The organism is Granulicatella sp. 20925_1_45 (assembly GCF_041433555.1).
Classification (GTDB): domain Bacteria; phylum Bacillota; class Bacilli; order Lactobacillales; family Aerococcaceae; genus Granulicatella.
Genome location: NZ_JAPWBR010000028.1, coordinates 1 through 18,599 on the forward strand (window position 1 = coordinate 1; position 18,599 = coordinate 18,599).

At 38.3% G+C, this 18,599-nt stretch carries 14 protein-coding genes; 3 read left to right on the plus strand and 11 right to left on the minus strand.

Annotated elements, in window-relative coordinates; genetic code table 11:
- Positions 1-268: 268 nt before the first annotated feature.
- Positions 269-1,315 carry a Fic family protein gene (locus O3798_RS08155; RefSeq protein ID WP_371464232.1) on the minus strand — a complete coding sequence of 349 codons (1,047 nt, stop codon included), beginning with the start codon at positions 1,313-1,315 and terminating at the stop codon, positions 269-271.
- Positions 1,316-1,815: 500 nt separating this feature from the next.
- Here O3798_RS08155 and O3798_RS08160 point away from each other — a divergent pair, with 500 nt between their 5' ends.
- From O3798_RS08160 to O3798_RS08170, 3 genes are all read left to right on the plus strand, one after another.
- The gene (locus O3798_RS08160) at positions 1,816-3,168 is read left to right on the plus strand and encodes an MATE family efflux transporter (protein WP_371464233.1); all 1,353 of its coding nucleotides are present in this window, start codon (positions 1,816-1,818) and stop codon (positions 3,166-3,168) included.
- Between the two features lie 429 nt (positions 3,169-3,597).
- Positions 3,598-4,761 carry a galactokinase gene (locus O3798_RS08165; RefSeq protein ID WP_371464234.1) on the plus strand — a complete coding sequence of 388 codons (1,164 nt, stop codon included), beginning with the start codon at positions 3,598-3,600 and terminating at the stop codon, positions 4,759-4,761.
- A gap of 179 nt (positions 4,762-4,940) precedes the next feature.
- Entirely contained in the window at positions 4,941-5,705 is a 765-nt protein-coding gene (locus tag O3798_RS08170; protein ID WP_371464235.1) for a class I SAM-dependent methyltransferase, read from the plus strand.
- 639 nt (positions 5,706-6,344) lie between these two features.
- Here the strand turns inward: O3798_RS08170 and O3798_RS08175 are convergent.
- From O3798_RS08175 to O3798_RS08220, 10 genes are all read right to left on the minus strand, one after another.
- Entirely contained in the window at positions 6,345-7,154 is an 810-nt protein-coding gene (locus O3798_RS08175; protein ID WP_371464236.1) for a hypothetical protein, read from the minus strand.
- Between the two features lie 381 nt (positions 7,155-7,535).
- The gene (locus O3798_RS08180) at positions 7,536-8,615 is read right to left on the minus strand and encodes a hypothetical protein (protein WP_371464237.1); all 1,080 of its coding nucleotides are present in this window, start codon (positions 8,613-8,615) and stop codon (positions 7,536-7,538) included.
- A 162-nt stretch (positions 8,616-8,777) separates the two neighbouring features.
- Positions 8,778-11,000: a DEAD/DEAH box helicase gene (locus tag O3798_RS08185; protein WP_371464238.1), complete on the minus strand. Its 2,223-nt coding sequence runs from the start codon at positions 10,998-11,000 to the stop codon at positions 8,778-8,780.
- The gene (locus O3798_RS08190; protein ID WP_371464239.1) at positions 10,997-12,667 is read right to left on the minus strand and encodes a site-specific DNA-methyltransferase; all 1,671 of its coding nucleotides are present in this window, start codon (positions 12,665-12,667) and stop codon (positions 10,997-10,999) included. The genes O3798_RS08185 and O3798_RS08190 overlap by 4 nt, the downstream gene beginning before the upstream one ends.
- Before the next feature lie 249 nt (positions 12,668-12,916).
- A complete protein-coding gene (locus tag O3798_RS08195) occupies positions 12,917-13,792 on the minus strand; it encodes an N-acetylmuramoyl-L-alanine amidase (RefSeq protein ID WP_371464240.1) in 876 nt (291 codons plus the stop codon).
- Position 13,793: 1 nt separating this feature from the next.
- A complete protein-coding gene (locus O3798_RS08200; protein WP_371464241.1) occupies positions 13,794-14,198 on the minus strand; it encodes a holin family protein in 405 nt (134 codons plus the stop codon).
- 120 nt (positions 14,199-14,318) lie between these two features.
- On the minus strand, positions 14,319-14,573 hold the full coding sequence (locus O3798_RS08205) for a DUF2922 domain-containing protein (RefSeq protein WP_371464242.1): 255 nt from the start codon (positions 14,571-14,573) through the stop codon (positions 14,319-14,321).
- A gap of 21 nt (positions 14,574-14,594) precedes the next feature.
- Entirely contained in the window at positions 14,595-14,804 is a 210-nt protein-coding gene (locus tag O3798_RS08210; protein WP_371464243.1) for a hypothetical protein, read from the minus strand.
- A 68-nt stretch (positions 14,805-14,872) separates the two neighbouring features.
- Positions 14,873-15,412, minus strand: a complete 540-nt coding sequence (locus O3798_RS08215) for a sigma-70 family RNA polymerase sigma factor (protein WP_371464244.1) — start codon at positions 15,410-15,412, stop codon at positions 14,873-14,875.
- A 329-nt stretch (positions 15,413-15,741) separates the two neighbouring features.
- The coding region (locus O3798_RS08220) for a hypothetical protein (RefSeq protein WP_371464245.1) at positions 15,742-18,599 on the minus strand (2,858 nt) is incomplete at its 5' end.

Consider the following 18,599-nt stretch of genomic DNA (forward strand, 5'->3'; position numbering starts at 1 on the left):
TTATTATCCCAAATAATGTTTTTATCTTTGATTTGTAGCGTAGCTTCTAGTATATTGTTCATATGGTCATCATCCTTTTGTATTAGGTTTAGCGATTTTAATATAACGGATGTTGGCCTTTTTGTATACACTAAAATAGGGTTGTGGAAAATTTCCATCAACCCTAGAAATTATAGAACCAAATAAACGCATTTAAAAAAACTAGCAGAAAAACTGCTAGTTTTTTTGTATCTAATAAAAGTAGTACATATCAAACGAGATGTTAAATTTAGTTATTTTTTACGTAATAGGTTGTTCTTCCTTTTCCATATCGATTAATATAGCCCTCTTCGACGAGTTTTTTCAGCATATTTTCAACGGTTGCTTTACCTATACTTGGAACTAATTCCATGATATCTGATTTAGTAAACTTGCCCAATTTTTTATTGACTGCTCTTCTAACCAGTTCAATAGAAGGGAGCTTTTCATCTACATAGTCAACTCTCTCTTCAAAATCAATATAAGCTGCCAATATTGTTCTAAGAATATATTTTATAAAAGGAGTCACATCTTCTTGACCTTCATACCAATTCAAACCACTTTTTCTTAAAGATGAGTAATAACCCTCTTTATTTTGCTCAATTTTACTCTCTAAACTAATGTACTTCCCAATCACATACCCTTGTCTATATAAAAGAAGTGTCGTTAACAATCGACTCATTCGACCATTTCCATCATTAAATGGATGAATACACAGAAAATCATGGATAAATATCGGGATTAACAACAACGAATCTACTTCATGTTTATCCAAAGCTTTATTAAGCTCTCTACAAATGTCTTCAATTGCTTTAGGTGTCTCATATGGAGGTAACGGCTTAAATATTTCTATAACATTACCATTTTGATCCTTTTCAACGATAGAATTTTGAGTGTTTTTATATCTTCCTCCAATTCCTTTTTCACTATATTTATACAATTCTCTGTGGAGTTGTAAAATATAATTGCTATTGATAGGAATATATTCATAACTTTCATGTATCGTATTTAAGACGTCCCTATATCCTAAAATTTCTTCCTCGTCTCTGTTTCTCGGTGTTGTTTTATGAGCCATTAACTCCTTAATTCTCGTTGTTGTCGTGATAATTCCTTCTATTTTATTCGAATCTTCCACGCTTTGACCTTTAGCGATTTCTACCAATTTATCTAAAACGGCAGGTTTTTGTTCCAAAAACAGCTCTTGTTTACCCTTATGTTCATGAATTTTTGCTAGAAGATTAATCACTTCAACATCCCATTGACTTTGCGATAATTTTTCATAATCAAAAACTCTCATTCGCCTACCTCCTTCTTTTTTCTCCTAATTATACATTGTTTTTAGGCGATTTAAAAGTAGTTAGGCGATTCTGCCTTACTTCCTTTTCGCCTAATATTGCCTCATTTTTAGGCGATTTGAAAATAAGTTAGGCGATTCTATCCACCTCCAAGCACCTCTCCCCTCACTCCGCCGCGGGATTCCAAATACAATAAGACGTCTGTTCAGTTAACCCTGTTTTCATTGCCATTACACCTCATAAAAAGCACATCTAAAAGCCGATGAAGAAGCCTGCGGATGCTATACAAACCGTAACGTGTATAGCATTACATGCGAATTAGTTGGCGTAGGAATTTATTCCTTACGCCAACTTTGAGGCTGTAAAGGTGAGAGACTCTTCGAGGCTCGCACCGGTGCAACATTACGGTATGTATAGCAACAATCCGCTGGTCTTCAAAGTCGGCTTTTAGACCTTCGGTCTACCCTTGACCTATTTTTTTATGAAGAGTATAATTGCCCTTATGAAAAAAACAGCGATTAACTTAACAGACGGGCCGATTTTGCGGTCTATTATTGCATTTGCAATCCCAATTATAATCTCAAACATATTCCAGCAACTATACAACACTGCCGACATCATGATTGTCGGGAGGTTCCTTGGGCAGGATGCGCTGGCAGCGGTTGGAGCCACAGCCGCCATCTTTGAACTCATCGTCGGATTCTCGCTTGGAGTCGGAAACGGGATGGGCGTTATTATCGCACGCTATTACGGGGCCAATAACCATCGCCTCTTGAAACGTGCCGTTGGAGCAACTCTTGTCATCGGAGCCTTTCTTAGTCTCCTTGTGGCCATTATCGGAAGTTTCGGCATGTATCCTCTCCTTCAGTTTCTTGGAACGCCTGAGAGTATCATCGACCAGTCGTATGAATATATCTCGATTGTCGTAATCGGTATTGCCGTGACCTTTGCATATAACCTCTGTGCGGGTCTGCTTCGTGCAGTCGGCGACAGTCAGGCGGCACTCTACTTCCTGATTTTCTCAGCGGTAGTAAACGTATTTTTAGATATCTTACTCATTACAACGTTCAACATGGGCGTTGCGGCAGCGGCGATTGCGACGATTATCGCACAGGGCTTATCGGCCGTCCTCTGCTTTATTTATATTAAAAAACGCGCCAGCTTCTTGATTCCAGCAAAAAGTGATTTCGTACGCGACGACGAATTATACATGGACTTACTCAGCCAAGGCCTAGCCATGGGACTCATGTCGTCCATCGTATCGATTGGATCCGTGATGCTTCAATCTTCTATCAACGCACTCGGACCAGTCATCATCAGCGCGCAAACATCAGCACGACGCATCTTCGCGTTCTCGACACTCCCATTCGCGGCGATTGCGGCAGCAATGACGACCTTCACTTCGCAAAACTTCGGGGCAAACAAACCGCACCGTATCGCAAAAGGCATTCGTCAAGGAAGTCTCGTAGCGTTCGGCTGGGCGATTTTGGTATGCATCTTCTTGTTCTTTGCAAGTCCTGCGTTAAATGAACTTATCTCTGGTTCAAGCGACCCTGTACTTCTGGACAATGCGGCGCTTTACAACCGTATCGGGTCAATGTTCTATATCCCGCTTGCGCTTCTATTGATTTTACGAAATAGTTTGCAAGGGCTAGGGCAAAAGGTAACGCCATTGGTTTCGAGCTTTATTGAGTTGGTGGGGAAAGTGCTTTTTGTCATCTTCATCATTCCGCACACTGGCTATCTTGGAGTTATTTTCTCTGAGCCGATTATCTGGTGTTTGATGGCGATCTATCTTTCATATGCCTTCTTACGTCATCCGCTTATTAAAGAAGTAAGGCATGAAATATTTTAATAGAAAAGAGACAAAATAAAACCCTCGGTTTCTTCATAGTGTTGATGGTAAGGACACCGGGCTGAGCTTAAATCTCAGCCCTACCAAGCTTCAAACTGACTCTACGGGTCTTACCCTAGAGTCAGTAATTCACATTGGTTGTTCTTCCTTACCATTCACACTATAGAACCGAGGGATTTTTGTCTCTTTTCAGCGCTTCTTACTCTGAGAGATGACGCAAGAAGAAAGAATAGCCCTCTCTAACGCTAATTATCGGCACAGAGGGAAACTTCAAGTTAGCCAGTGCTTCAAAAGGATGCTGTCATAGAAGGAATGCTGCTGGACGATTTTTAGGTGTTGTTGGATTTCTTTTTGAAAATCCACAACGCCTCTTTTTTTACCAAGATTTTGGCGTATAATGAAGGTGAATAAACAGAAAGCGGTGATGAGATGGGACAAATTACAGATCAATTAAGGCAGAAGTTTGTGGAGGTGTACGGCACGGAGCCGGAGGAGAGTTTCTTTGCTCCGGGGCGCGTGAATTTAATCGGGGAACATACCGACTATAATGGCGGACACGTTTTTCCTTGCGCGATTACGCTGGGGACTTATGCGTGGGTGAAGCCACGTTCGGACAAGAAGCTCCGTCTCTATTCGGACAATTTTCCGAAGGATGGTATACGCGAGCTCGATATGATCGACTTGGCTTACAGGGGCAGTGACTCGTGGGCGAACTATGTCAAGGGCGTTTTCGTGTACTTGGCGGACCTCGGCTTCGCTTTTCCGCACGGCATGGACATCGCATTTTACGGAAACATCCCGAACGGCTCGGGTCTCTCATCGTCAGCCTCATTCGAGCTGCTCGTGGGCGTCATCGCTCGCAAAGTATATACTCTAGACATCGACACGCTGGGTCTCGTGAAGGTTGGGAAACGTGTGGAAAATGACTTCATTGGTGTGAATTCCGGCATCATGGACCAGTTCGCTGTGGGGATGGGCAAAAAGGACCACGCCATCTTCCTCGACTGTGCAACGCTGGAGTATGAACTCGTTCCAGTGAAACTCGGCGACTATCGTATCGTGATTATGAACACGAATAAACGCCGCGAACTGGCCGATTCGAAATACAACGAACGCTTTGCCGAAACGCGCATTGCTTTGAAGGAACTACAAGAACACGTGGCTATCGAGACCTTGGGGGACCTCACCATCGATCAGTTCGATGAGTTGAAGCATCACCTATCTAGCGAACTCTTTGTGAAACGTGCTCGTCATGCCGTAAGTGAAAACGAACGGACGGTGCTTGCGACACGTGTCTTAAAAGAAGGCGACCTCGCTCACTTCGGACGTCTGATGAACGAGAGCCATCTCTCTACCGAACTCGACTACGAGGTAACCGGTAAGGAACTCGACACGCTGGTGCATACCGCTTGGGAACAAGCTGGCGTTCTTGGCGCTCGTATGACAGGAGCTGGATTTGGCGGCTGTGCCATCGCTCTGGTGCATAAGGACCATATCGATGCCTTTAAAGCCAACGTTGCCAAAGTTTATACTGAAGAGATTGGCTACGCTCCAAGCTTTTACATTGCGGAAATTGCGGACGGGGCGCATTAATACAAACAAAAAAAAGCATTGGATGTACGAGATCCAATGCTCTTTCTGTGAAGGTATTTATTATCTACCCCTTCACTATAGCATACTTCTTTTTATAATCAAGTAAATTAGTGGACACTTCCCTACTTTTCCTAGCAATAGTATAATGAACCTGAGAAGACGGAAAGCGGTGATGAGAGATGAGCAATTATTTAAAATTAAATCAAGAAAGATGGAATCATGTAAACAACGACTATACCGATCCAGTGACACATGAAGAATTAGAAGAAGCTAAGAAACATCCAATTTCTGTTGCATTAACGGTTGGAAAAAAAGTTCCACAAGAATGGTTTGAAAAAGCCAGTGGGAAAAAGATATTAGGGTTAGCTTGTGGTGGCGGTCAGCAGGGTCCCGTTTTTGCCGCAAAAGGTTATGATGTCACCATAATGGATTTTTCTACCTCACAATTACAAAAAGATGAGATGGTTGCTAAAAGAGAAGGTTTAACAATCAATACCGTTCAAGCCGATATGACAAAACCATTCCCTTTTGAAGATGAAACGTTTGATATTATTTTTAATCCCGTTTCGAATGTCTATATAGAAGATTTAGAAAACATGTATAAAGAAGCCGCTCGTGTATTGAAAAAAGGTGGCTTGTTAATGGTCGGTTTTATGAATCCTTGGATATACATGTATGACGCCGACGTTGTATGGGACCAACCCGACGAGGAATTACTGTTAAAGTTCTCCATCCCTTTTAATTCAAAAGAGCTTGAAGAACAAGGCAAAATCACCATCAATCCAGAATACGGATATGAATTTAGCCATACCTTAGAAACTCAGATTCGAGGACAATTGAAAAACGGTCTCGCGATGATTGATTTTTATGAATCGTGCGACAAAAGGCATCGATTATCACAATTTGGCAACGACTATATCGCTACACTCTGCGTCAAATTATAATGTTATAGAACAAATACGAAAAGGCTAAGCGACAGTCTCGCTTAGCCTTATTTTTCTGGTTGAAAATATCAAAAAATCTATTCAACACCTGCTTGTGAAGTGTTATACTTATGGTAGGCAACTAGCCTCGTAAGGAGGTGAGGCTTTAGTGGAAATGTTCATTATATATTTTCTTGCTCCACTACATGTGGGACTAATTTTAATATTAGTAGAGTATTTGCTAAACTCTAGCAAGAAAAAATAGTTGCCTTAGCACCAGAACGTTAATCTAACGAAAAAAAGAGCATTGGATCATCCACATCCAATGCTCTTTCTGGCTTTAGTGATTTGAAATATTCACTATTTTCTTGCTCCTTTAATATACCATAAATTTATTTAATGTCAAGATACGCTCCATCAAGGTAAATGAAAAGGTGTGATTTCTCCCATACACGAAGAAGGTGTGATAGTTAAAAAAAGACAAAAGGCCCTCGGTTCTATAGTGTGAATGGTAAGAAGAGCAACCAACGTGAATTACTGACTCTAGGGTAAAACCCGCAGAGTCAGTTTGAAGCTTGGTAGGAGCCAAGACTCAGGCTTGGCCCGGTGCCTTACCATCAACACTATGAAGATACCAAGGGTTATTTTTTGTCTTTTTTATTAACTTTGAACCGACACAACTTCTAGCTCGCCGTTTTCGTTCTGAAGAACTTTAAACATAATCTCGTCCCCTTCTTTTGGCCCGTCTGGGTGCTTCGAGTCCATCAAGAGCGTGCCGAAGCATTGGTTGCCTTCCACGCGCGAGATGCGGACCCACAAGCGTTCAGGATCCTTCGTCTTGTCTTCGTAGTAGACCGCTACGCCAAAGTCATCGGGATGCTCGCGGCGGCGGAATCGGTCGAGTCCTTGGAACGAGCGTGTCTCTTCTTTTTCTTTGCTCTTTGTGTCATAGACTTCCGCAATGACGCGTCTTGAACGGTCAACAATATACGGATCCACTTCAATCCATTTCATTGAACAGAACTCGCAGTCATCAAGGTTCGCTAGACGAATCAGATACATCGTCTCTTCTGGAATCAATCGCATGTCTAGCGTTGATTCGCCTTCTTTTGCGATCCATAGCGGTTGGAAGGAAACGCCGACCTCTTCGTCGATATATCCGTAGAGGACGAGCCCTGTGTCGCCAGCCTTGGCTACTTCTGGCATCACGTCTTCGATGAGCGCTGCGCAGCGAACGTAGACGAGTTGATGGTAGAAGCTGCGGAAAGAGGCTTCTTTTACTTTTTGCATTTGGCTTGCGATTGGAATTTCATTTGGGAAGAGTTCGCCTTTGATGTCGAGTCCTGGCGCAAAACCGCATCGGTCAAGCCACTCCGGACTTGTCACCTCTGGGATTGGTTCGGCGTGGGCCTTGGAGGCGAAACGCTCTCTGCTGTCGGCCACGATGTCCACCGGCAGATCCAGGTTCACATGCTCCATCCATTTCCAACGATAATCATCCGGCAAATGCAAGAGCAGAATCTGCGTCTTGCCTTCATGCTCGTAAATGTCCAGCACCTTGAAGTGGCTGTCGCGGTTAGCCACGTGTAGCCCCCAGTTCGTGCCGTGCTCCGCCTTCGTTAGGTCAAAGAGGTGGTTCGATAAAATGCTGAAACGGTGCGTTGTCACCATGCCGCCCACCCGGCTCGTCGCGTCGGTAAAGGCCGCGTTACGCACAATCTGCCCCACCTGGAACTTCGCCGCTTCTTCTGGCGTGAGGTTGATGTCTCTAGCAAAGAGCTGCAATCCCGGCAGCATCTCATTCATTAGTTGTTCAAGTTGTTGTACTTCTGTCATTCTTCTTCTCCTGTCTTACCACAATGCACGTTCTAGTGTGTCGTTATCGTACGGTTGGAGGTTCACGATGCTCGACTTGATCGTTCCATCCGCTTTCTTAGTCGTCTGTGGCTCTGATTCGCCGATTAACAGCACATTGATTCCTTCTTTTTTGGCAAATACAATCACCGATGTCCCTGATTCAGACACATAACACTCCACGATTTCGTAAGAGTCGCCTCCAGATTGGAAATTCAGCCCTGCCCACTTGAAGTTCGCCTTCTCACCATCGACCGTAGCATATTTGAAGAGCTGGTCTGGAACGGCTAAATCATAGTACTCACGCTGGGTCGCTGGACTCGTGCGCTCATAGATTTCGCCTCTTTTACGCGCATAAATCGCCATCGCATCCGCAACCGATTGATTCGCAGACGCCTCAGAAGTTGCTTTCCATGTCGCATTGTCGGTAAAGCCTTTTAATAAATCAGCGTCCTTCACGACTTGAAACGCTGCTTTTGCAAGTGTCTCACGCGTCACATTCGTCGCATGAAGCACCAGCGGCTCGCCGTCTTCGTACCCAAAGAGGAACGCCTCTTTCTTCGTAGCGTCCAGATACGCCTCCACCACGATCACATCGTAGTCGTTAGAAGCCACAACGCCCATCATATTCCATTTGATCTTATCGCCATTGATGGTCGCAGCATCCATGTGAATCGCCTCGTGCAAGGCCTCGAAATGCTGCCCAGTCGACGCATTCCACCGCTTCATGAAGTCGCTAAATCCAGTCGCGTTAAAACGAACCAAGAGCTCCAAGTCCGAATAGGCATAGTCGATGTCATCCTTGTCGCTTGGAAACTGCTCAAACATCTCATCACGCACCTTCTTGGCCGCGGCTAACCCTTCTGTGATATCGGCATCCTTGGCCGCAACATTATACGATAAGAGCAACATCTCAAAATACGTCGCGTGCTCAGTCTGGGCAACTGTTGTCGGTGTCCCCGTTGTCGCTTGAACCGTCGTTGGTGCCTGGGTTGTCGTCACTTCTTCTGGTTTCTTGTTACATGCCGCAAGTGCCAACACACAAAGCGCCGATGCTAGGATTTGTCTTCTCTTCATACTCTCTCCTCCAATCATGAAACCCTTCTCTATTCAAGATTATTATAGCATAGGTGGGAGGGAAAAAGCAGGTGGTGGCGGAGATAAAAAAGGAATTAAGCAGAGGGTGTCTGCTTAATTCCCTTCCAAATCAATTTATTTTAAAAGGCATTAAAAAATTATCTAGTTTTCAAACAATTCATCAATAGGTTTCCATGATTCCTTGTTCATTTGGTCAACCCACGGACCATCATTGAGATACCAGAGACTTTCATTATAATCTCTTACAAAGGCCCATTTAACCTTATGACGCTTTGCGTAGTCCTTAAGAGCTTCATATTTAGCTGGAGCATATGGATCAATATTCTTATCCATTCCAGATAACGTTTCTCCGCCTTTTGTTTCGATGATATAAATATCCCCATTTTTCATTTTCACAATGAAGTCTGGATAGAAATGACTTCGTCCACCGTTCGTTCCGTAAGCAAGTGAGAAATACTGTGTACCAGAATCACCATTTTTGTATACAAAATCCACATCTTCTCGTTCTTCCATATATCGCTCGAACAGTCTTTCAACAAGACTAGGTCTGGCTGCTATCGATGCAGTAGTATATCCAGCATATGCGCTTGTGCGAACAATCTTACCTTCTATTTGAGGATTATAGGTATATCGTTCCTCCAATGGAAGCGTAAAATCGTTTTGTTGGATGTTTTCAAGTTCTAGAGTCATTGCTTTTGCTATATCAATTTTTCTAAACTCATCACGGAGCACTCGCCAGTTATTGAGGATAAATGCCGTCCACTCTTGTGCATCTAATTTTAGGAGGCGTTCCTCTGTTGGACGTCCATCAGCTAGGAAGAAACGTTTAAGAATCGCTTCAACCTTTGATACAGGTAGGTGAGTCACACGATCCAGTTCATGGAAGGCGTGCAGTAAATCAAGACGATTCCCACGATAATCCACCTCAACAGAGCGTTCAAGATCTTGTAGTCGATCTGCATGATCGAGGGTATCAAATCGACCCTGCTTATACGTTGTCTTGATTGTTCGGCGAATAATTAGCCCGTGATTCTCCACTTCCTTTCTATTTTCTTCAACATCATTAGAAAGATTCCACGCTTCTTTCAATCCTTCGTATAGGTTTTTGCGGATAGCTTTTTCGTCTTTCTCAGCAGTTTCATTGATAATGCGTTCACTAATCAATTTTAAATCTTTAGCACTATCCTTTAATCGAAGGATAGGCGTTGGGGCAACGGCTCCGCCCTCCGCAAAAGCTCCAGTTAGGAAATCTTTATCAAAAGTGTAGAGATACGCATTATCTAGAACGTCAACGTTATAGTGTCCTCGTTGTGGTTGAGGCATACGACGAATACGGCCGATTGTTTGGATGGTAAAGTATTCACCCATATTTTCACGGATTTTAACTAATATTTTTGCACGGGGAGCATCCCAACCCGTGGCGATTGCTTGTTTGATGATTAGATATTCGACGGGATTATCTAGTTTTGTCACGTCTAGGTGATTTCGTTTTTTATCCGCTAGCCAGATTCCTAGTTTCCCGTCTTCGTATGTTTTCTTCAGCCGGTTTTCAATATAATTTTCAATTCTTGAAACTAAATCGGCTTCTGAATCTGATTTATCAGGCAACTGGACGATGACTAATGGATTTACACCTTGAATGCCGTTGTTTTGGTATTCATGAACGATTTCTTTCCGTTTGTTCTCCGCCGCCTCAAAAAGAAGGGCAAATTCATCTGTAACGTCCAATTCGATATCTAATCCCTCGTTTACTACCACAGCCTTTGTGATCAATCCTGATTCTATAACAGATTCTTCAGTAACTTCGTAGTATTCCGAAATCTTTGAAGTATTAGAATTTGCAATGGTAGCAGATACACGTACAGTTTTTGAGGCTTTAAAGCGAGAAATTACATCGCGAGCTTTAGTTGTATCGTTACGATGCGCTTCATCGATAACAAGTATAAAATGGCGCCCTTGTTGGAAAGCTTTTTCGATCTTGTCATCAAGATTGTCACGTTCACTATCGGTTAACATCGCTTTAGATTTTTTCCCGATTACTCGTTCGTAGTTGATAAATGTCACTGTGTCTCTGTCAAAACCATTTAGAAGTGCATCATCAACTGATTGTGCTTTGATGCTAGAAAAACCTTTTGCCTTATCTTGGCTCTGTTCCTCTAATTCTCCTGCTCCGGGAGTAAACCAGACAAAAGCAACATTATCATGTGTTGTTGAAATGTAGTCATTTATCCATGAGAGCAGACAGATTGTTTTACCCGAACCCGTCGGGGCTTTAATAATCAATTCGTTCACTCCATATTCAGGAGCAGTGAAACTCAGAAGTTTATCAACCATGTTTTTTTGAAAATCTTTTAATTCTATCATGACCATAGATCCTTTCCAAAGTAATAATCAGGAATTACCTGTCTTGAGATATTCAACATCGACAGTACTGTTTCTTCCTTGCTATCTAGAAAAACTTCAGAATGAATAAAAAGAGTAGAGTCTTTTTCTAGTTTTCCTTCTTTAATTAAATCAGCTAAATGATCTTCCGTAAGAATAATTTGAACAGATGGATTTGAGATATCAACTCCAAATTCTAATTCAACAAGTGGAGTGATATAATTCAAAAGTTCATCTTCTAGTTGAAAATCAGGAAAATCGTTCTTATCAACAAAATCTGTTTTAAAGTATTTGAGATTATGAGGTAGCTCTTTCTGGATATTAGTCAATCGCTTATAAGTTACTTCTTCGCAAATATTGTTTTCATTATTGGTACATAGAATGTATCTACGATTACCTCCATCTTCTTGGTTAAGTTGCTCTACTGCATGGCCGGTTGTTCCTGAACCTGCAAAGAAATCAAGAACTTGGGAATTCTTATTATCTGTTCTATCAAGTAGCCAAGAAATTAGATTTGTATCTTTAGGGTAAGAGAAGGGAGCGTCTGGTATAATATTTTTTAATTGCTTTGCTCCTTGCGTACTTGAGAAAGAATCAATCACGCCCATAGGTCTCTGACTACGCAAAATGATATTTCCATCATTGTCTGCTTTTAGATATTGTTTTGTATAAACAACCCACTCATCTTTTACATTTTGCTTAATCTCTACAAATCCATTTTTAAGTCCCCACTCAAATTTCTTCCGTGACCATCTCCAACATGCTTTCTTCCCATTATTATTGTCTGATGGCATTATAAAACTACCATCAGGAGCTTCGATAGGATAATCTAACGATTCAGAATACTGAATTGATCCCATTCCTAATTTCTGTAAATAATACTTACCTCTAGTTACTTCGTACTCGTCTGAAAATTTATATCTATCCTCATTAGAGATAGGAACTCCTTTGATTTCGACCGCATCAATATCTTTTGAATACACAAGTATATATTCATGCTTTAATCTAAACAACTTACTATCCGAACTTCCACCCCCTTCTCTATTACTCCAAATTAAATTAGCTACAAAATTAGTCTCTCCAAAAATAGAATCACATAAAAGTTTTAATTGAGATTGCTCATTATTATCAATAGAAATATAAATTAATCCTGAATCATTTAACAACACCCTCGCATACTCAAGACGCTTGCTCATAAAAGAAAGCCACTTTGAGTGTGAATATCCATCATTTTTATCAATTATTTTATCATTATAAATAAAATCTTTATTTCCGGTATTGTATGGGGGATCAATATAAATAACGTCTATTTTCCCTGCATGAGTTTTTTCAAGTAGCTTCAAGATATGAAGATTATCGCCTTCTAACAGAAAGTTGTAATCATGAGAATCCGGATTCCCTGCTATCTTTTTCTCTACATCTTCCACGAAGACAGGTATTTTTGTTTTCATTTCTTCTTCGACGATTTCCGCATGTTCTTCCCAAACTAGACCGTACTTTTTAGTTTGTAATAGGCGGATAACTTCTTCCAGTTTATTGACATCTTCATTACGCTGCTCCTCAAGAGCTTGTCCCAAGAGCTGTTTAACATATTGGATTACGCCATCTTTTTCATTTTTTCGTGGACGTTCAATGAAATCTTCTGACATTAAACACTACCTCCATTTTTTATTTAGTTTCTTTTTAATATTCTTTTTCTTATGAAATATACTTTTTAAGTATACCATGAAAGCATTTTCTGAAAAAGAGGTATCTTATTTAAAACTATCCTTTTCTGGTTTCAACCAACTTAGGAATATTTCCTTCATCCTTTTTCCACTCTTCTAAAACAAGGTAATAATTCCGATTCACTACGAAAACAACAGAGCCTACTGATATTTTCATCAGTAGGCTCTAATTTATTCCAATATTTCATTGACTTTTTGCTGAACTGCATCGTAGTCATAGCCCGCAGCTTCAAGTCGCTCTTTGCGTTCTTCTCCATTTCCCCAATCACCCTGAATCACTTCATAAGCAACAGCATCCATCGTTTTTATATCATTGATTTGAGATCCTTGTAACGCAAGATTTACTTTCTCTTGAATTAACCCTGCATCATACCCCGCTTCTGTTAATCGTTGTATGCGTTCTTGACCATTGCCCCACTCTCCTTGCATAACTTGTTGAACAATTTCATTTTCACTTTCATCTTCATTACGAAAAACTCCTAAACGTTCCCAAATATGCATTCGGACTTTTTCCTCTGGAAAGTGGTTATGTAAAATCTCAACCAGATTATTTCCGAGTGACGCAAAATATTGCATTCTTTCAATAAAATATGATCGTACACTCTCTGTAGTTCCTCCATGCAACTCCATACTTCGATGAGGGCAGCTGGTTGGTACAAATTCATGATGAAGTCGCACCGTCTCTCGTGAAATCGGCATTCCTGCTTCTACCAAGTCTGCTGCTGCTTTCAATAGAGTAACATCCTCATTCTGTAGGAATTCTTCATCGCTGGCTGATAGACTCTCACACACTTCGTATCCAACAGAACGACAGTTACTCCACCAATCTCCAGTATGGTAGCCAATATTTTCAATAGGAACGACTTGAACAATCGTGTCTCGGTTGCAATAGAAATGTGCGATACCTAAAGCTTTATCACGATTCCTTAGAAAAGAAATATATCGTTTGGGTTTCATTCTTCCTGCATCATTATGGATCACCACAAAGTCAAAACTTTCTAAAAATCCACTATTCTCCATTACAAACTCTCTCAAAATTTTAATCATTTTAATTCTCCTCCTTTTGATGTAGTTGTCTTAATACGCTTTGAAGCTTTTTCGGAACAGGCAATCCGAGATGTGACGCATTTTCGAGAATTGAGATTCCTTCATTCGAAATATAGAAGAAGATTACTGCTGCTCGTAACACTCCTGCTTTCCCCAAAATATAAACATCTACAACATTTGCCGTTCCTACCAGCACAAAAATAAGTACTTTGCGAGCAATACCTTTATACCCAACTGCACTTGAAAGTTCTCGTTGATCAATAGCATTTAATACTCCCGTTATGTAATCCAGAACAATAAGAACTAACAAAGCATAGAGGAGGCCATCTTTCCCTCCGAGAAACCCACCCAATAGAGCTCCGAGGGTAAAAATTCCGGTTTGTAAATAGTAAAATGATGTTTTCATAAATTTTCCTCCCTTACATCATTTCGAGAAGGTTAGGAGAACCACCCTCAACAGATGATTCTCCATACCCGCTAGAAAATTACCCTTTAAAATTTTCTAGTTCACCTTCCTAACCTTCATTTATTTTTTCTTTTTGTCGTTAAAGATTTCATTTTTAATACGAGTCATATAGCTAGCACTTTCCCCATTCGTATACAATTGGATTCCTTGTTTTTCGAACAGGTTGGCATCCGCAATTTTTTTCATTGCTGCACGAGTAGTTGTAGCATCAAGATTATCTTCCGGATGTGCAATAACAAGACGTTTTGTTTTCCCATCACTTCCTGCAAACCCTAAATATAGCTCTTTAACTGTAGTTGTTGTTTCATCTGCCATGATATTTCCCTCCTTTATTTATTAGTTTCTGTCATGTCGTGTACGAACGACTGTATCGCAGTATGTCATCGCTTCTTTTGCAAGAGTATCGATTGCATCTGAGACTGTCATCACAGCATCATGCGTTGCCCCTTGCTTCAAGTTTTGAAGACTCTTGAATTTCTTCACTTTTCCTTTTTCCGCATCTTGGTAGAATAGTTCCAATGTTGCTTTATTAAATGTTTCTGACATGTTTATGTCCTCCTTATTTGGTTTATTTTGTTTTGTAGTGTCATGACTTCTACATCTATATAAACCAATTAGGAATCCAATTTGCTATGCTTGTCTAAAAATTTTTTTAATTTTTTTCGGATCGACAGAATATCCTGTTGTACTGCTGAGCGTGTACGCCCTATTCTTTTTGCATATTCTGTGACAGATTCATCACTTTGCATCATATATTGCAATGTTATCATTTGGATTTTCGTGAGCTTTCGGAAAAATTCCTTATAGTCAGATTCCACCTCGAACCAGTAGGGATCTTTTTCCGATTCTTGCATCCAATCCTGATTAAATTCTACTGTCTCGATGTTTTTCTTAGTAATACGATGGAGAAATTTCCAATATAATTTCCGTTGTAGATAGGTATTGAATTGCTTTGCTGCATCCGCAGAGTCAAGTGGATTCGATTGGCTTTCCTGATAGGATTCCAAGAGTAATAATCGTCCTTCTTGCAAGAAATCATCGTATTCAGAATTATTCTTTTGAATATTGAGCTTTTTCAATACGTGATAAATAACCCCTTCGAATTGATCGAAAAGTTGATTTGTTGTTTCTTCAGTTTCTGTCCATGCTTTCATAGTTCTTCTCCTAAAATAGAATTAGAAACTAGCTAATCTCTATATTGAACTATGAAGAAGGGGCTAAAGAGGCTTGAGAATTTATCCTTAAAGTGTATACTTTTTCTCATGTTTTTAAACTTTATTCTTGTTGTTTGTTAGTGTGGAATTGAATTTCGGAATTTATCCACAATACATTACTAATCTTTTTAGTGAATTAGGATAATTTCGGATAAAAATTAAGTGAAGTTATATTTGTTGAGTATTCAAAAAAGACGCGTAAATACACTCTTAGTGTTATACACGTCATTTTTGAATACTCATATAAAGTAATTATTATTTATTAAATTTTACAAACTTTTATTTTTAATATATTCTATTAACTCTGTTTTCTCTGGACTAATTTTATCTATTTGCACACTTTCATTTAAATTAGTTATTAAAGACTTTGCATTGTCTACAGAAATATTACTGTTAACTACAGAGTAAATCGTTTCATCAGACAGTTCCATATTTCTTAAAACTGGTAAAACTTCGTTCTCATAATTTTCAGCAATTAATTTTATTTCTTCATTCAATGATTTATTTATCAATATTTTGATGTTATCTTCATTGGGAATAATCATGTTTCTATTCACTAATTCTTTAATTTTATCTATTTGAAGATCAGCATTCAATTTTACAATACGTTCCGTTGCATATTTAATAATAATTTCAAATAAATCTTTCCCAACATTATTATTATTAATTATTATATTACAAATATCTACTAATTCTTGAAAAATCTTTTCTTTTTCTGCTTGGTCTTTTGTTTTATCTGTATAGAATTGTTTGTTGAAATTTTTAATAAAATTATCAATTAGATCTTTTTTGTCCTTGAGATTTTCGCTATCTTGCATTATCAATTCCCAATAGTATTTTGTATTTTTTGTATTATATTTTACCTTCTTATTATTAAATAACTCTTCTATAATTTGTATGTTTATGAGTTTCTGATTAAGATCATCAATTTGGTGCAAGCTCATCATGACAGATTTTATAAATTTTCTCTTTAATTCTAATGAAATACTTGATTCTATTATTTTTTTAAAAATATCTTTATTTACTATAAATTGATACTTCCCATCATATTGTTCAAGGTATTCTGAAACTACTTCGTCAAAATTTGAATTAATATATTCCCAACATTGTTTGAGATTTTTGTCACTAGAAATTACACTTAGCAAATTGAAATCAAAGACACTACCTTTATTTATCTTTTTTGCAATAAACATTAGATTTTTTATGCTTAGTCTATAAGCATTTTCATTAATTATTTGAATCAAGTTATCTTCACTAAGTTCTATTTTCTGTAAATCTTCAAATTTTATATTCTTTTCTCCAACATTTCTTATAAATTCTTCCTGATTGTCCGGAGAAACTAACTCAATAACTTTTTCGTTGTTCTCAATAAATTCTTTAAATGGTTCTATCATCTCAGTTGAGACTTTATCATTCAGGATGACAGAGAGAACTATATTATTTAGTGCAATAACATCGTCTTCATCACACTCTTTCAAAATGTTTCCAATTAAATCAATATCATTTTCAAGTATCAATTCCACACAATATTGTGTTGTTGTAAAATCTACCTTATTAAAAATACGAATTAAATCTTTATATTTTTTATTCTCACTAACAGTCATTATCATATTAAGAATTTTTTTATTTTCGGTTTCATTTTCTCTACTCTTTTCAACACATACTTCTAACAATTTGAAATTTAATGCATTATACCTCTTATAATCAGAAAATTTTAGTCTGTTAAATATTTCGTTTGGAGATTCAATTTCTAACAAAACATTTTCTTCTGATTTTTCTAGTAATCTCCTCATATATATTCTATCTGTTGGTTGTAATGTATTGATGTCAACTGAATCAAAGTCACCTTTATAGTACCAGTATGTTTCGTCAAATAAACCTTCAATTAATAAATAACGTATTAAAGTAAATTCTTGATGTTCTTCACCTTCATCACACTCAAATAACTTCTCTAATTCTTCTGATGTCATTTTATCTAGCAGTTCTCTATATGTGTACAGTTTTATCTCATCAAGTTGGCGTTCCAACAAAACTTTTTCTTTTTTCAGCCTATTGAGCTTCGTCTCTCTATTTTCAGAGAGCTCTTCTCCTAATTTTATTTTCTCCTCTAGTTCATCTATAAAATATTTTAAAAAATCCTCATATTCATACGTATTAGATCCACTTTTTTGATAAATTGATTTTTTTATTGCTTTATTCTCACTCCATTTTTTTAAAAAAATGGCCCAAGATGTTTCCTCAGAAGGATCAAGCCTTATATAACTTGGTATACCTGAAGCAAGTACCTCAAATTTAGTATTTTCAAATATATTATTAAATTTTTCAATATCTATTATACAATTTGAAAGCTTATTATTTGTATCATCAATTTTTGAACTCCTATAATCTTCTAGCTTATTAAAGATTCTAGAGATATATCCTTTATTTTCTTGCAATAAATCGAAGTCATTTGGATAGATATTTTTTATCGTAATTAATGCAAATAATTTATTCTCATCCAATTTTGTATCAGAAACTCGTAGAATTTTAGTGTAAACTTTATATTCATTAACTATATTACGCAGAACTCTCATATCATCAATATAAAGAGAAATATTCCTCAACACATTTCTTTTCAATGCTGTGTTTTGTTCACTAGCATCTTCTTGATTTTCATTCTCTACGTCTAATAAGCTTAAGAGATGCCCTTCGGATGTGTTCGAATCAACTACAGGAATAATAGGTAAAATAAAATCAAAGAATTTAGTTCTATCTTTTGTCTGAAAAAGTCCATCTTTTATTAAATATACAAATCTAACTATTCTATTTTTCTCATTTGTCTCTATATAGGAGTTTAAAAGAAAATTTAATTCCTTTAGCTTTATAAAAATATCAACATTATCATATCTATCCAGATCCTCGAAGACAACAATATTAGACTTTGAACTACTTAAAAGGTACACTATCTCTCGCATATCACGTTCAAGAATCGTCTCATCAATGTTGTCGTCTGAAAACTTTGCCTCTGCAACCTTAAAATTAACTTTTGAAAACTTAACTTTATTTTCCTTATAAAAATGATATAAAAATACTCCGACAGATACAAAGATCATCCCACCGATGGATAACAATAAAATGCCCATGTTAA

Excerpts from the sequence above, each read along its gene's own strand:
- O3798_RS08155 (WP_371464232.1), bottom strand. The coding sequence starts at position 1,315 with ATGAGAGTTTTTGATTATGAAAAATTATCGCAAAGTCAATGGGATGTT.
- O3798_RS08160 (WP_371464233.1), top strand. The coding sequence starts at position 1,816 with ATGAAAAAAACAGCGATTAACTTAACAGACGGGCCGATTTTGCGGTCT.
- O3798_RS08165 (WP_371464234.1), top strand. The coding sequence starts at position 3,598 with ATGGGACAAATTACAGATCAATTAAGGCAGAAGTTTGTGGAGGTGTAC.
- O3798_RS08170 (WP_371464235.1), top strand. The coding sequence starts at position 4,941 with ATGAGCAATTATTTAAAATTAAATCAAGAAAGATGGAATCATGTAAAC.
- O3798_RS08180 (WP_371464237.1), bottom strand. The coding sequence starts at position 8,615 with ATGAAGAGAAGACAAATCCTAGCATCGGCGCTTTGTGTGTTGGCACTT.
- O3798_RS08185 (WP_371464238.1), bottom strand. The coding sequence starts at position 11,000 with ATGATAGAATTAAAAGATTTTCAAAAAAACATGGTTGATAAACTTCTG.
- O3798_RS08190 (WP_371464239.1), bottom strand. The coding sequence starts at position 12,667 with ATGTCAGAAGATTTCATTGAACGTCCACGAAAAAATGAAAAAGATGGC.
- O3798_RS08195 (WP_371464240.1), bottom strand. The coding sequence starts at position 13,792 with ATGATTAAAATTTTGAGAGAGTTTGTAATGGAGAATAGTGGATTTTTA.
- O3798_RS08200 (WP_371464241.1), bottom strand. The coding sequence starts at position 14,198 with ATGAAAACATCATTTTACTATTTACAAACCGGAATTTTTACCCTCGGA.
- O3798_RS08205 (WP_371464242.1), bottom strand. The coding sequence starts at position 14,573 with ATGGCAGATGAAACAACAACTACAGTTAAAGAGCTATATTTAGGGTTT.
- O3798_RS08210 (WP_371464243.1), bottom strand. The coding sequence starts at position 14,804 with ATGTCAGAAACATTTAATAAAGCAACATTGGAACTATTCTACCAAGAT.
- O3798_RS08215 (WP_371464244.1), bottom strand. The coding sequence starts at position 15,412 with ATGAAAGCATGGACAGAAACTGAAGAAACAACAAATCAACTTTTCGAT.